Raw genomic sequence first — 15,240 nt, 5'->3', positions numbered from 1 at the left:
ATCAGGCCACATCCTTCCGGCTAAAATGCACCATACCCAACAACAGGATCAAGAGCCCCAGACCTGCTCCCATGCCTGCATACAGATATGGATTAGGTCCATTCCAAGCCATCTGTGCCCAAGCAAGTGGAAAATACGGTGAGATACTGAGCGCAAACATGCCTGTTATCGCGAGAACAATTCCCAGAGTGACGGGAAGCGCCTGATTTTTATTCACCATTGTGAGCCATAACTCCAACGACAACACGGGAAGCGCACCAGCTAAAGGCAACAGCCCCAGCTTAATGGCATGCGTCCAAGGGATCTCACTGGCATGGAATCCGAAGATCAGACCCAGACCTATAATGCCTGCGGTTAGCAGCAGGCAGGAGATTACCAGCAGCAGACAAGCCAGCAAGAACTTCGCCAAATATACAGCTGGTCTGGGAATCGGCATTGCTAACAACTGTTTCCACGATCCCTGTTCATGCTCGACATTAGCAATCATGGAGCTGAGAATGGTTGCTCCCAGCATCAGGGACAACGGTACAAAGACAACTACATTGCCCAACAATCCGCCCCACAGGTTATCAGCATACTGCTCTTTCAGATAGTCCAACCGTAAGCCAAAATTAAGCGCCTGCATCGCTGTCAATCCAAGAGGGGCCAGAAAGATAAGAAACCAGATCCCTTTCCCCCGAATCTTGAGCCAGTCTGACGATAATGCACGCCCGGTCATATGGAAGCCCCCTCGCCAATGACACGCATGAACAGATCTTCCAGCGACTGACGCTGTTCCTCTACACGATACACATCATGATCCTGCTCAATTAATCGGCGCACAAGCAGTGCCACTGAACTGTTATCCATATAAGGGAACGTTAATGCAGAACCTTGTTGCTGACCAAATTGTCCCTGTTCTCTCGCCAGCTTCATAGCCTCTTCCGGCTCGGAAACCGTTAACCGGATCGAGCTGCCCGTCTGACTATGCAGACTTGCGATGGTATCCTGAAGCACCATCTTGCCTTCACGGATAATACCAACACGACTTGCCATCTGTTCGACTTCACTCAGCAAGTGGCTGGAAACCAGAACGGTAATGCCATGTTCCAGAGGCATACGTTTGATCAGTTCCCGAATCTCCTGAATACCAGCCGGATCGAGCCCATTCGTTGGTTCGTCCAGAATCAGCAACTCCGGTTCACCCAACAAAGCGCTGGCAATACCCAGACGTTGCTTCATCCCAAGGGAGTACCCCTTCACCGAACGTTTGGCATCCTTGGTCAGATCTACAATGGACAGCACTTCAGCAATTCTTGATTTGGGTACATTGATGATGCGACGCAAAGTTTCCAGATTCTCTACTGCGTTCAGATGTCCGTAATAGGACGGGTATTCGACCAAGGAACCCACACGGCGCAAGATATCCATGCGATCCTTGCGGATATCCTTGTCGAAGAGACGGATCACGCCTTTGGTTGGTTTAATCAAGCCGAGAAGCATGCGAATCGTTGTTGTTTTGCCGGCACCGTTGGGACCGAGGAAGCCGTAGATATCTCCCTTTTTAATATGCAGATCAAGTTCACGGACCGCTGCACGGTCCCGGTATGTTTTCCATAGATTAGCCGTTTGAATAATATTTTCACTCACTGTATGATCACCTCGGAACTATCGTAACCTTCCAAGGTTAAAGCCAAAGTAGTCTCTAGTTTAAGTTTAGTTTAAAAAAGCTATTTCAGCGGTTTGTTGTTTCCCTGTTTCCCCTTACCACTGTAGATATATGTCTGGACACCCGTCTCGGAACTGTCTACCCGCTTGCGCAGACCCATCTCACGAATCAACAGGTCTACAATGGATAAGCCTAAACCTGTGCCTTTTGTGTCGGAATTCGGTTGCATTCCCGGACCCCGATCCTGAATAATGATGGCCGTCTCACCCTGAATCTCCTGGGTTGATATGCCAATATATTTCCCGCTGGCAGCATGACGAATTACGTTCTGGAACAGATTATCGAGAATACGGCGCATGCCTTGTTCATCCATATGCCAGATTAATGGTTCCTCTGGCAGGTCAATATCAATCTCAAATTGCTCTTTCTCCCAGACCGGGTACCAGGCGGCCGCCGTTTCCCTGACGATCCGCAGTATATCTTTCTCTACCAGCTTCAGTGTATATTTCCCACTCGTGAGCAAATTGTAGGATAACATGTTGTCAATGAGCCCGCCGAGGTCCTCCATCTTTGCTTCCATGCGATGTAATGAACGGTCACCTTGCTCGCTCAGCTCTTCCTTGTGCAAAGCATGCATATGTCCACGAATCACCGTTAGCGGGGTACGCAGATCGTGAGAAAGCCCCGCAATGAGACGCTTGCGCAATTGTTCCTCCTCGCGTTCACGGTGACGGCTATCGGACAGTTGATGCACCATCTGATTGAAGGATTCCTCCAGTTGACCGATCTCGTCTGACCGGCGGATATCTACCGGAAGCGGGAGGCCTTCCTTGCCTGTGATCATCATGGCCGTCTGCAAACGAATAAGTCGTTTGCGAATGCGTGCGAAGAAGAGAATCGACATAATGATGAAGATCAGAAAGATGAGGGTCATTACGATACCAAGATACAAGAGTTCCATCGGCCAGTTACTCTGATTCATTTGCAGAAGTGACCGCGGCACTTCAATGATCATGAAGCCCTGTCCCTTGTCCTTTTCACCTCCGCCGATGTATGTAACTACGGTTAGCGGATCTCGAAAGGAAGCTTCTTTCATGAATTGTATTGTGTTGTTTACATTCCATAAGGCTGGAATATGAGTCTCTGTGGTTTGCCCGGAATCCAGTGACCATCTCAAAGTCGTGTCTGTTCTCCCATCCGGGGATGTGGATTTCTGAATGGTTACATCCTCACCACCGATAATGAAGAGGGTCTCACCGCTCGCATTCACACGATACATGGAAGATTTGGGATACGAGCCATGTAATTTCTCCAATCGGGCCTTAATCTCTTTATCCGAAGCACCATCCAGGTTCTTCGCTTCACGCGACCAGAGGTTACTAATCCGGGTAACGTCACCATAAGGTGCTGCTTGATTCGTATTCGTATTATTCACTACGACAACATATAGGATGGATATAATCGGAAGAACGACGGGCACGAATAATACTGCCGCTAGAATCAGGATGATATATCTGGACATCAAGGACCGCCCGAAGCGTAGCTTGCGCCGCCCAGACTGCTTTTGACCCGCGCTTCGTTCTCCCTTCCGTTCTGACTTCATCGTCTTCCGTTCTCGGAACCGCCGGATCATGGCTTCTTCACGCGATATCCCACACCGCGGACTGTCTGAATAATTACCGGATTGGCCGGATCAAGTTCCAGCTTCTCACGTAGATGTCGAATATGTACCATCAAAGTCTTGTCTCCATCCAGATAGGGCTCGTTCCAGACGGCTTCATAGATCTGCTCTTTGGTTCGAATCATGCCCATATGTCGTAGCAGGTAGGCGAAGATGTGGAACTGTTTTCCCGATAAAACAATCTCATCCCCCGTCTCCTCATTGACGATGCGGTTATCCTTCTCATAGATGGAGAGATGATCCAGCTTCAGAGCTGTATCCGATGAGACCGCAGTTCCCGCCTTACGCAGTTGGACCTCAATCCGGGCAGCCAGTTCATCGGGGTGAAATGGTTTTGTTACATAGTCATCGGCAAAATCGAGACCATGCAACTTGTCGTCAATGGACGTTCTGGCCGAGAGCATGACAATGGGCACCGCGGGATGTTCTTTTTTCAGTCGCTGGCCCACCGTAAATCCATCCAGCCCGGGCAGCATGACATCCAGAATAATGAGTGAGCAACCGACAGCAGCCTCCGCTGCACCTTCACCACTGCCGAGCCATACCACCTCATAACCGCGCTCCTCCAGATCGGCTCTGACCCAAGTCGCAATTTCCGTATCATCTTCAATATATAACAGTTTGGTTTTCATTCGAATAGTCGTTTCCTTTCTGCCCCCATTGGGTTAATGATATATCTGAGCATCATCATAATAAAAGCTGTCTATAACAGATGGATTCATATCTTGTTGAAACCATATTGAATTCCTTTACGTTACCACACATTCTAATTATAGCTTATCCATTAACGTGGGGAATGTTATATCAATCAAATCTACCAAGTACATATTATACCTACACCTGACGGGAGGAAATTCATTATGCTGCTGGAAGCCATCTATCATCAACCGAAACGAAACTGGGCCTATGCCTATGACCAAGATACAATCCATCTGCGCCTGCGCGCCAAAAAGAATGATCTGACTGAGGTACATGCCCTGACCGGAGACAAATATACGTGGGATGCAACCAAAGCGCTGGTCCCCTTAACAAAGTTCACTTCTGACTCGATGTTCGATTACTTCGAGGGCGAGGTGAAACCTCCCTACCACCGACTGAAGTACTCTTTTTTGCTGAAAAACGGAGACGAACAGATCTGGATGACCGAGACGGACTTCCAGGAAGAAGAACCGGACGATCCAGGTCGCATGTTCCAGTTCCCTTATATTCATGCCGGAGCTGTATTCACACCCCCTGCATGGGTTAAGGATGCGGTGTTCTATCAGATTTTCCCTGAACGATTCGCGAACGGCAACCCGGATATTAGTCCGGAAAAGGTGGAACCGTGGGGCGGCGAGCCGACACCCTTCAATTTCTTCGGTGGTGACCTTCAGGGCGTGATCGACCATCTGGATTACATCAGTGATCTGGGCATTAATGCGATCTACTTCACCCCCATCTTTGAAGCTACCACCAATCACAAATACGATACCGAAGACTACCTGCGGGTAGACCGCCATTTTGGTGACGCAGATACCGTGAAACGACTGGTCGAGCTGTGCCATGCACGTGGAATTCGCGTACTTCTGGATGCTGTGTTCAACCATTCCGGGAAGACGTTTGCGCCGTTTGTAGATGTGCAGAAGAACGGAGAACAATCCAAATACAAGGACTGGTTCCATGTACACGAATACCCGCTGGACGTGAAGGACGGCATTCCTACGTATGAGACCTTCGGATTCGAAGCGCACATGCCAAAGCTGAATACAGAGAATGCCGAGGTTAAGGACTATCTGCTGAAGGTTGCGGAGTATTGGATCAAGGAAGTGGGCGCGGACGGATGGCGGCTGGATGTTGCAGACGAAGTGGATGATGCCTTCTGGCGTGATTTCCGCCGTGTGGTCAAAGCCGCTAATCCGGATGCCTACATTCTGGGCGAAGTATGGAACGAGTCTTCCTCCTGGCTGCAAGGCGACCAGTTCGATGCGTCCATGAACTATCCGTTTACCGATGCCGTAAATGCCTTCTTTGTGAAAAATACAATGCACGCCGAACAGTTCGCGAACTCCATCGGTCGACAATTATCCCGTTATCCGCTTCAGGCCAGCGAAGTGGCGTTTAACTTGCTGGACAGTCACGATACCCCACGACTGCTCACGCTGTGTGAAGGAGACCAGCGCAAGATGAAGCTGGCTGCATTATTCCAGTTCAGTTACATGGGCGCGCCGTGCATCTATTACGGAGACGAGATTGGCATGGACGGCGAACATGATCCGGGCTGCCGTAAATGCATGGAATGGGATGAAGCGAAGCAGGACCGAGAACTGTTCGACTTTTATCAGAAACTGATCTCCCTGCGTCATGCTCATCCTGCCCTGCGTGCAGAAGGCACCGTTCGTTTCCTGCAGGCTCGTACCGATGGCAGCCAACTGGTATTTGAGCGGCAAAATGAGGAGGAACGCATTCTGGTTCTGTTCAATCGATCCGAAGAGACGGCTATTGTCGAACTGGAGGCGGGTGACGGGGAATGGACCGAGCTATTCGGTGGAAACCATCGTACCGCCAAGGATGATGGCGTACTCGCCATTGAACTGCCCGCGTATGGATATGCCGTACTGAGTACGTCTGTGAGCCCGGACTAGAGTTATAATACACATACTTCTGAGCCATAACTAAGTAGCCTATCTTCGCTTCATCTGGCAGCATAAACAAGCGTCCTGCAGAACCTGAATTCGGGTTCGCGGACGCTTGTTTTTATATCGCCGTTATATATCATAATGTCACCGATTATATCTCAGTGGTCCCGTTCAGATTAAGCCTGAGGGTCCGTGTGCACTTGAGCATTATCCGTACCACTTGTAATTGTATCAGAATCCTCTGGCTTCGACTCCTGCTCAGGCTCTGCACGCTTTGCCTTCGGTTTAGCCAGCTTTTGCATCATTTTACGGCCCGTTGGTGTCTGGGCCAACCCGCCTTGGGCCGTCTCCCGGTGGCGGCTCGGCATCGCACTGCCTACTTCCAGCATAACGTCGATGACTTCATCTGACGGAATAGCACTACGCACTCCGGCCAGTGCCATGTCAGCCGCAGCCAGCGCCGTAACTGCACCCAGTCCGTTACGGACGATGCACGGGATCTCAACGAGGCCTGCAACTGGATCGCAGATAAGGCCCAGTGTATTTTTTAATGCTAGGCCAACCGCATGAACGACCTGTTCCGGTGTACCTCCACGCAGTTCAACCATGGCACCCGCAGCCATGCCAATCGCGGAACCCACTTCCGCCTGACAGCCACCCTCGGCACCAGAGATAAATGAATTGTTCGCAATAACATAACCAATCGCTCCCGCACAGAACAATCCGTTCACCAAATGTTCGTCCGTCCAGCCAAATCGCTCCTGTGAGCTAATAAAAACACCAGGGATAATGCCGCAGGAACCGGCTGTTGGTGTTGCCACAATCCGCCCCATGGAGGCATTCACTTCAGATACACACAGGGCATACGCCATGGCAAGTGCGGAAGCATCTCCTGAGCAAGTCTCACCCTTGCGAATGTACTCGGCCATTCTTTTACCGTCTCCACCCGTTAATCCACTGCGTGATGTTGTATCTTCCGTTAACCCTTTACGTACCGCTTCCTTCATCACCTGATAATATTCAGACATCTGCTTCACAACATCCGCTTCCGGTGTATTGGTCTCCTGAACTTGCTCCTCGATCATCAGCTGAGCAATCGTTTTGGATTCCGCTGTACAGATCGTATTCAGTTCGTGTAAATGTTTAAATCGCATCCGAATCAACTCCTCTCTTCAAATCGATGACACGAATATCCAGTACATGATCCAGCTCCTTCAGGCGCTTGAGCATATCAGGATTAGGCACACCATCCATTTCCATCGCGGTCAGCGCTTCGCCATCACGGGCTTTGCGGTCCACCTGCATATACCCGATGTTAACCCCGGATGAACTGATCGTGGACGTTACCGAGGCAAGCACTCCTGCTTTGTCCGCATGTCGCAGAACGAGTGTCGGAAACTCACCACTAATCTGAACACGAAAATCATTCATCGAATGCACCGATACGCTTCCACCACCAATAGATGCACCAATCAAGGAGCAGGCACGTTCTTCATGCCACAACTCAATTTTGACCGTATTCGGATGAGGAGCAGGCAGGCCACTTGTATAAAACTCAACCTCCATGCCCGCTTCCTCTGCGTATTGCTCTGCATCCGGAATACGCGGATCGTCTGTGACATAATCCAGCAAACCGCCGATCAGTGCCAGATCTGTTCCGTGCCCCTGATACGTGTCAGCAAATGAACCGTATAGTGTCAACCGGGCACGATCTGGCGTACATCCTAGCCACTGTCGAGCAATTCTCCCTAACCTTGCCGCTCCAGCTGTATGTGAACTTGAAGGCCCCGTCATCGACGGACCAATAATTGAGAAAACATCTTTAAATCGCACCTTATAACCCTCCAATTGTATTCGTCATTTTCATCCAGATCCCATGCCATAATGTTCCTTTATTACTGAATGATGACATCAAAAAAGGACAGAAGAAGGCCACAGGCCCTCTCTCTGTCCTCGATACCTGAGAGTTTCACGATCAGCAGTGTCTCACGACAAGGTGCATGCCCTGCAATTGCAGACAAGGTCACCAGGCTGACTGATCATATACCCCTTGGGTGGCGCAGTTCGCGCACTCTCCAGAGTTGCGTCCAACGATGGTACATTTACCTGAGAGATTAACCGCTGCGCCGGGTGCGCAGCAGCTTGCTCCTTCGGTGCCTGAAGACTAGCCATTGCTCGGCTAACTCAGGTCTCTCCCGCTCGTTATCATCCGCTGTATGGAACCATTCTGAGCGTATGTCAGAACAGTAATGGAAATCGTTCATTTCTTCTTCATTAAGATTAATCGACCGGAAGATCAGTGTCAACAAACTTAACGATTTCTTTGGATGTATTTCCCTCATTTTCGATTGAACCGATGAAAACCAGAATATTTTGTCAGCTTTCATTACATTAATTCGATAAAGAGAACTTTTAAACAGCTTATTTCATTTTCCTTCAATTCATAAAGCGCTTACTACTATTTATGATATTGTCCACGAAACTGTTCGGGTATTCAGGCAACCATAATATTTGAACCACACTGTTCGTAGCCTATCCTGATCTGCACACCCTAATTCACAGTTCGTAGAAGATACTCTCGTTCTGTACATAAGGTCTGCAATACTTGCTGCATAACTTCGGCATGCGATCTTTCATCCACTCGTGCCTAGACTCGTTCCCCATCTGAAAAGCATAATAACCAAGTGTAAAGATCAACATGAACCCTTCCATTAATCGGATATCACGATCCGTCAGTGGTGCGATCTGTTTGGTATAACCTGATAAGAATATGTCACGTTCCTCCCGATTGAACATAAGCGCTGCCCCTCCGGCATCGAAAAGATAATAACCATAACCGTGTAGACAAAAATCAATCATGGACATCCCCTGATCCGTGATCAGCAGATTGTTGCGAGTAATATCCCCATGAATGATTCCCCATGTCTCCGCGTGCTGCGGGTATGTTTCTAGCTGCTCATTAATGTTCTCAAACGTCTCACGAAGCAGATCGAAGTCTTCCGTTATAAAAATCCCCAGTCGGACACCTTCCTCTAGCTGCCCTAGCATGACCAAGTTCTCATGAATGTTGCCATATGCCGGCCGTACCTTAGTTCGATCTGTCTGATTCTGCTCACGCCCATATTGATGAAGCATCTGCAGTTGTGCCCCAAGATCATAGATCTGCTCTGTTGTCAGACGTTCTCCCTGCTGGATGTCCCTGCCCTCAATCCACTCCAGTACTGTACAGCAGATCTCTTTCCCTGCCTCACTTGTCCATACCGTGACCCATTCACCGGATGCGTTGCGTACTGGATGTTGCACGCGCAATGCTGTCGTTGCATTTAACTCATGAAGCAGATTCATCTCTGCCTCCAGCGCAGGAGGTGTATGCTGAATGCCTGTCATACTTGTATATGCGGCTTGATGGATACGGAGCAGATACTTCTGCCCGCTTGCTTCATCAACGACATGATACGTCAGATTCTCGTTGTGACGAATATAGGAAACGACAGGTTTCTCAATAGTGTAGTTCTGTATAATCTGAGCTGCCATATGGTCGTAAGACATCTGATCCGTAGTGATTATCAACATCTCCTTCAAAATAATGTAAACGCTCTCTTATTACTAAATATCGTAGCATAATGTTTATGCCACATACAGAAAATTCCACTAAAATTATAAATTAAAAAAGCACAACCCCCGAACAAGCGTCCAGGCATTGTGCTTTCTTTTGTCTCTCTATTTATTTCTCAATTTCTCTGTCTGTTGCTCTATGTGACACTCCATGATCCAATTAACCAAAACGACCCATAATGTATTCTTGCGTCAGACGATTGTCCGGGTTCGTGAAAATATGCTCTGTATCCCCATGCTCAATCATGCTTCCCAGATAGAAATAAGCTGTGTAATCCGAGATGCGTGCCGCCTGCTGCATGTTATGGGTAACAATAACAATCCGCAGCTCCTTCTTGAGTTCGGTAATCAACTCTTCAACTTTACCCGTAGATACCGGGTCAAGTGCAGATGCCGGCTCATCGAGCAGCAGAATCTGTGGTTCAACAGACAAAGCGCGAGCGATACATAGGCGCTGCTGTTGTCCGCCAGAGAGAGACAGAGCTGACTCATGCAGTCTGTCTTTCACTTCGTCCCAGAGCGCAGCACGGCGCAAGCTTTTTTCCACAATTTCATCCAGTGCCTTCTTACTCTTCGTACCGCGGTAGCGGGGGCCAAACGCGATATTATTGTAGATGGACTTATGAAAAGGATTCGGCTTCTGCCACACCATGCCAATCTTCTGGCGAAGCTTGATTACATCGGTTCCAGGCTCATTCAGATCGTTACCGTCCATCCAGATATGTCCCTCTGTACGGGAACCGGCAATCTCGTCGTTCATCCGGTTCAGCGACCGGAGGAACGTGGATTTACCGCAGCCAGACGGCCCGATAAGAGCCGTTACGCTTGCTTCAGGAAACGTCAGGCTAATCTGTTTGACCGCCTGGAAATGTCCATAATATATGCTTAACTGTTCCGTACCAAAAGGTATGGCCATGTTGGTTCCTCCTTATTTCGAAGCTGTCATGCGGCGGAATACAACCCGACCGATCCAGCGTGCACTTAGATTGAACGCCAGCACGAGAATGACAAGCACGGCAGATGCCCCTGCTGCCACTTCTTTGGAATCTGGCCCAATACCTTCACTATTCACTTTCCAGATATGGACAGCAAGTGTCTCTGCCGGACGGAAAGGATTAAGTGGTGATCTTGGACTTGTCGGATTCCAATCCGTAAAGTCCAGTGGTGGACTACTCATACCTGCGGTGAACATCAATGCGGCTGCCTCACCGAAGATCCGGCCCGATGCCAGGATCGTACCCGTAATCAAGCTCGGTAATGCTACAGGCAACAGAATGGAAGTAATGATTTTCCACTTGGACAGCCCAAGCGCCAGACCTGCTTCCTTCTGTTCCTTCGGAACGGCCCGGAAGGCCTGCTCCGTTGTCCGCACCATCAGTGGCAAGTTAAAGATCGCCAGAGCCAAGGCACCCGAGATCAGGGAGAAACCAAGACCAAATTGATTGACTAGCAACAAGAGACCAAACAAACCGATAACGATGGATGGGAATGAGGACAACACTTCAACGACCAGACGAATGAAGCTGGTAATCTTGCCTGGTTTGGCGTATTCCGCCATGTAAATTCCACCGCCCCATCCGAGTGGGATGGTCACAATCAATGTCAGGACAAGCAAGAATATGGAGTTAAAGAGCTGTGGACCAATCCCACCGCCACCTTTAAGCAACTGGGGTGCGCTCGTCAGGAAGTTCCAGCTAATATGTCCAATGCCTCTATACATGATGAAGCCAAGCAGACCGAGCAATATAATAACAATGAACAGGGCCAATACAACGATAACGGATGTTGCAATTTTATCTACCGTCTTTGCCTTCATTTTCATACCCGGTTCCTCCTTTCAAGCAGGCGAACCAGAATGACGAAGACAAATGTCATCACCAGCAGGACAAGCGCCATACTCCACAGTGCATTGTTATGAACAGAACCCATCGTGGTGTTACCCATGCTGAGTGTAATTACACTTGTTAATGTTGAAGCTGATTCAAGCAAGGATGTTGGAACATGCGGTGCATTACCGATAACCATCTGCACAGCAAGGGCCTCACCAAAAGCACGGGCCATACCCAAAACGACACCTGTCAACAAAGCTGGCAAAGTCGTTGGAATGATGACACGGTAGATGGTTTGCCAGCGAGTGGCACCCAGTGCGTAAGAGGATTCACGCAATCCTTTTGGCAACGCGGACAACGCATCTGCCATAATACTTGTTACCGTAGGAAGAATCATTACCGCGAGAACAAGACATCCGGCTGCAATCCCGACGCCTGTTCCACCAAAGATACTGCGCAGCAAAGGTACGATGACACTCAGACCGATAAATCCGTACACAACAGACGGAATTCCAGACAAAAGCTCAATCGCCGGTTGCAATATCTTTTTCCCTTTACCCGGTACAATCTCTGTCATGAAGAGTGCTGCACACAGGCCCAGTGGACTAGCGATCAATGCTGCAAGCAAGGTTGTAATGAAAGAACCTGTAATGAACGGCAATGCCCCGTAGAACGCAGGTTCTCCAGTTGGATTCCACGTCTTTCCACCAAGGAATTCACTTATGCTTATTCCATTTTGGAAAAATGTGGACAGTCCCTTGGACGCTACAAAATAAACAATGGAAAACATGACAACGATCAGGAAAACGACACAAATCGACGTATAGATCCGTCCCGTCCACTCTTCCCAATAATGTTTTTCTTTTAAGGGCCGGCGCGGTTTCAACTTGTTATTCATTACCGTTCCCCCTTCGGTCTGTTCCATAACAACCATCCTTCTATAGTAGAATTAATGCAAAATATGGGATTATTTCAGAGCAAACCGCGTAAAGAGGCGGGACCTGAGTCCGCCTCTTTCGCTGTATGCGCAAGTTCAAAGATTATTGAACCACATTACCTGCTGCATCGCGTTTTACTTTCATGCCTGACATTGGAATGTATCCAAGTTCTGTCACGTCGTTTTGTTGAATTTCGTCACTCAGGATGTAGTCCAGGAACGCTTTTGTTGCTGCATCCGGCTCACCTTTGGTGTACATGTGCTCGTAAGCCCACACCGGATAAGTTCCTGCTTCTACGTTCTCAACTGTTGCTTCTACACCTTCGTATTTCAATACTTGCAAGCTGTCATCCAAGTAAGACAGGGCAAGGTAACCAATAGCACCTGGCGTTTCAGCTACCAATTTTTTTACGTTACCAGAAGAATCTTCTTGAATCGAACCTTGGATATCACCCATTTTTGCACCCAATGCATACTTCTCGAACGTTGCACGAGTACCGGAACTACTTGGACGGTTTACAATAACAATTGCTTTATCCGCGCCACCAACGTCTTTCCAGTTCGTTACTTTACCGGAGAAAATGTCGACTAGTTGTTGTTTCGTCAAATCTGCTACACCTGCATCTTTGTTACTAACTGGAGCCATAGCTACTACGGCTACTTGATGGTCAACCAGTTCTTTTACTTTGGCTTCGTCCTCCAGTTTCTCTTCTGCGAATACATCAGAGTTACCGATTGTAGCTTGTCCGTCAGATACTTGTGTCAAACCAGTACCACTACCGCCACCTTGAACTTGAACCGTTACGTTCTTATATTCATCAACTGCCATAAATTTCTGTCCAGCTTGTTCTACCAGAGGTAACAATGCTGTCGATCCGACTGCCAGAATGTTACCGCTAAGCTCAGCAGCAGCTTCCCCTGATCCATTGCTTGCAGCACCCTCTGTACCCGCGTCATTTTTCGATCCGCATGCAGCGAGCACCAGTACGAACGTTAAGGTCATCAAAATAAACGGCAACTTTTTAAACATGTTTTGTTTTCCTCCCCCAATGTAGTGATGGCGTTTTGTGAATTTGTTTGTTCACCATCAACTCTTTACTCATTGTAGTTTCGGTATGTCATCTTAAAATCAGTGTTTTGTAAACGCAATGTTAAAAATATCGGCTGTATATTGAAAATCATTTGAGACAAATTGCGCTGAAGTGGGCGCTTCGGTAACGGACGTTGTTTCAATCGCTGTTATCCCCGGATTTATATGATTTACTTTTTCCAAGGAATACATCCGGGGATAAAGGCGAACGCTTCGATTTTCCACAATCGTTCCGTTCCCTTCGCTGTGTCAGCGCTCGTTGGATCTCAGGCATTTCCATCTCCTGCCTGGGAAGTAGGCAAAGAAGGCCAGCCCTATAAAAGGCTGGCCTTGTGTAAATACTTTGTTGATTCTTTAATAGAGAAAGAAAATCTGTTTCTTCTATAGAAGGTACAAAAGCAGAAAAAAACTGCCTCGCTGCCAGTGCGTAGCACCAGCTGTGAGAGCAGCCTTTTACATTACAATAGAATTATCTTATTGATACTTAATGTAAAATCTAATTTAACTAACCTAGAATCCATAACCACAATGCCAATCCAGCTAGGGTAATTAATAATGTTGGAATCGTCAGGATGATGCCTACCTTGAAATAATACCCCCATGTAATCTTCACACCTTTGCGGGATAACACATGCAGCCACAGCAATGTGGCAAGTGATCCAATCGGAGTCATTTTGGGGCCCAGGTCGGAACCAATGACATTGGCATAGATCAATGCTTCCTGAATGATACCTTCGGTATGCGCGCCCTGGATGGCTAGCAGGTTAATCAATACGGTCGGCAGATTGTTCATGACCGATGACAATACGGCCGCTATGATGCCCATTCCGAGCGAAGCAGCCAGCAGACCATGCTCTGCTATGGCATCCAGCCAGCGGCTCAGATGATCCGTTAACCCTGCATTCCGCAGTCCATATACGACGATATACATGCCCACGGAGAACACCACAATTGACCATGGCGCTTCCTTAATGACCCGTTTCAGATCAACAGCCTCGCTCTTGCGTGCCAGTAAAGCGAACAGCAGCGCAACGGAGCCCACGATCACCGACACGGGAATCGGCAGAAACTCACTGGATGCGTAAGCCACCAATAACAGCCCAAGCATGAACCAGGCAATTCGGAACATCCGTGGATCACGTATTGCTTCCTTCGGATCGCGTGCTAGAGAGATGTCGTAGCGCTGGGGTATGCTTTTGCGATAAAACAAGAATAACATCCCCGTACTCGCTACAATCGAGATCAGATTCGGCACGGCCATGCGTACCGCATACTCTACAAATGTAATGCCAAAGAAATCGGCAGACACAATGTTAACTAAATTGCTGACGACCAGCGGCAACGATGTAGTATCCGCGATAAATCCACTCGCCATTACAAAAGCCAGTACCATACGCTCATCAAACTTTAATGCCCGCACCATCGCCAGTACAATTGGCGTCAGGATGAGCGCTGCACCATCATTGGCGAACAGGGCAGATACTGCGGCTCCCAGCAGAATGGAGTAGAAGAACAGTCTGCGACCGTCTCCTCCAGCCAGCCTTGCCATATGAAGGGCAGCCCATTCAAAGAAACCCGTCTCGTCGAGAATGAGAGAAATCATAATAATGCCAACAAAGGCCAGCGTTGCATTCCATACAATGGATGCTACATCCGAGGCATCGTTCAAGCTGACGACCCCGCATAGCAAGGCAACCAATGCCCCACCCGAGGCAGTCCAACCGATCCCCAATCCACGAGGTTGCCAGATTACCAAGGTGATTGTTACTACAAAAATCAGTATTGCTACGTATACCATAGAGCCTCCTGCTGTACCCTGTATCCA

The 15,240-nt window shown here is 48.5% G+C and carries 13 protein-coding genes and 1 riboswitch; of the genes, 1 reads left to right on the top strand and 12 read right to left on the bottom strand.

Going from position 1 to position 15,240, the window contains the following annotated elements; all coding sequences use genetic code 11:
• Position 1: 1 nt before the first annotated feature.
• The 4 genes from F0220_RS02675 to F0220_RS02660 form a co-directional block, all read right to left on the bottom strand.
• Positions 2 to 718 carry an ABC transporter permease gene (locus tag F0220_RS02675; protein ID WP_105601498.1) on the bottom strand — a complete coding sequence of 239 codons (717 nt, stop codon included), beginning with the start codon at positions 716 to 718 and terminating at the stop codon, positions 2 to 4.
• Positions 715 to 1,629 (bottom strand): ABC transporter ATP-binding protein, encoded by a 915-nt coding sequence (locus tag F0220_RS02670; RefSeq protein WP_105601499.1) that lies wholly within the window; start codon positions 1,627 to 1,629, stop codon positions 715 to 717. Before F0220_RS02670 ends, F0220_RS02675 begins: the two co-directional genes overlap by 4 nt.
• Before the next feature lie 80 nt (positions 1,630 to 1,709).
• Positions 1,710 to 3,251 carry a HAMP domain-containing sensor histidine kinase gene (locus F0220_RS02665; protein ID WP_146117113.1) on the bottom strand — a complete coding sequence of 514 codons (1,542 nt, stop codon included), beginning with the start codon at positions 3,249 to 3,251 and terminating at the stop codon, positions 1,710 to 1,712.
• 26 nt (positions 3,252 to 3,277) lie between these two features.
• Positions 3,278 to 3,961 (bottom strand): response regulator transcription factor, encoded by a 684-nt coding sequence (locus F0220_RS02660; protein WP_105601503.1) that lies wholly within the window; start codon positions 3,959 to 3,961, stop codon positions 3,278 to 3,280.
• A 228-nt stretch (positions 3,962 to 4,189) separates the two neighbouring features.
• Here F0220_RS02660 and F0220_RS02655 point away from each other — a divergent pair, with 228 nt between their 5' ends.
• Positions 4,190 to 5,950: an alpha-glycosidase gene (locus F0220_RS02655; RefSeq protein ID WP_105601504.1), complete on the top strand. Its 1,761-nt coding sequence runs from the start codon at positions 4,190 to 4,192 to the stop codon at positions 5,948 to 5,950.
• Between the two features lie 170 nt (positions 5,951 to 6,120).
• Here the strand turns inward: F0220_RS02655 and sdaAA are convergent, their stop codons facing one another.
• The 8 genes from sdaAA to F0220_RS02615 all read right to left on the bottom strand — a co-directional run bounded on the left by sdaAA (position 6,121) and on the right by F0220_RS02615 (position 15,213).
• Positions 6,121 to 7,098, bottom strand: a complete 978-nt coding sequence (gene sdaAA / locus F0220_RS02650) for an L-serine ammonia-lyase, iron-sulfur-dependent, subunit alpha (protein ID WP_223199838.1) — start codon at positions 7,096 to 7,098, stop codon at positions 6,121 to 6,123.
• Positions 7,088 to 7,777 carry an L-serine ammonia-lyase, iron-sulfur-dependent subunit beta gene (gene sdaAB / locus F0220_RS02645; RefSeq protein WP_091018476.1) on the bottom strand — a complete coding sequence of 230 codons (690 nt, stop codon included), beginning with the start codon at positions 7,775 to 7,777 and terminating at the stop codon, positions 7,088 to 7,090. The genes sdaAA and sdaAB overlap by 11 nt, the downstream gene beginning before the upstream one ends.
• A gap of 252 nt (positions 7,778 to 8,029) precedes the next feature.
• A riboswitch (glycine riboswitch) is annotated at positions 8,030 to 8,152 on the bottom strand.
• A gap of 348 nt (positions 8,153 to 8,500) precedes the next feature.
• Positions 8,501 to 9,493: a phosphotransferase enzyme family protein gene (locus tag F0220_RS02640; RefSeq protein WP_181155568.1), complete on the bottom strand. Its 993-nt coding sequence runs from the start codon at positions 9,491 to 9,493 to the stop codon at positions 8,501 to 8,503.
• Between the two features lie 226 nt (positions 9,494 to 9,719).
• The gene (pstB, locus tag F0220_RS02635) at positions 9,720 to 10,475 is read right to left on the bottom strand and encodes a phosphate ABC transporter ATP-binding protein PstB (protein WP_036616781.1); all 756 of its coding nucleotides are present in this window, start codon (positions 10,473 to 10,475) and stop codon (positions 9,720 to 9,722) included.
• 12 nt (positions 10,476 to 10,487) lie between these two features.
• Positions 10,488 to 11,375 carry a phosphate ABC transporter permease PstA gene (gene pstA / locus F0220_RS02630; protein ID WP_105601638.1) on the bottom strand — a complete coding sequence of 296 codons (888 nt, stop codon included), beginning with the start codon at positions 11,373 to 11,375 and terminating at the stop codon, positions 10,488 to 10,490.
• Between the two features lie 2 nt (positions 11,376 to 11,377).
• Positions 11,378 to 12,313 carry a phosphate ABC transporter permease subunit PstC gene (gene pstC / locus F0220_RS02625; RefSeq protein WP_017690972.1) on the bottom strand — a complete coding sequence of 312 codons (936 nt, stop codon included), beginning with the start codon at positions 12,311 to 12,313 and terminating at the stop codon, positions 11,378 to 11,380.
• A gap of 115 nt (positions 12,314 to 12,428) precedes the next feature.
• Positions 12,429 to 13,355 carry a phosphate ABC transporter substrate-binding protein PstS family protein gene (locus tag F0220_RS02620; protein WP_091018473.1) on the bottom strand — a complete coding sequence of 309 codons (927 nt, stop codon included), beginning with the start codon at positions 13,353 to 13,355 and terminating at the stop codon, positions 12,429 to 12,431.
• Between the two features lie 565 nt (positions 13,356 to 13,920).
• Positions 13,921 to 15,213: an arsenic transporter gene (locus F0220_RS02615; RefSeq protein WP_091018472.1), complete on the bottom strand. Its 1,293-nt coding sequence runs from the start codon at positions 15,211 to 15,213 to the stop codon at positions 13,921 to 13,923.
• Positions 15,214 to 15,240: the final 27 nt, after the last annotated feature.

The sequence above is a fragment of the Paenibacillus sp. 37 genome, from assembly GCF_008386395.1.
In the GTDB taxonomy this organism is placed as follows: domain Bacteria; phylum Bacillota; class Bacilli; order Paenibacillales; family Paenibacillaceae; genus Paenibacillus; species Paenibacillus amylolyticus_B.
The sequence above is the reverse complement of the archived record's forward strand: the minus strand, read 5'-3'. Positions and strand labels throughout refer to the sequence as shown.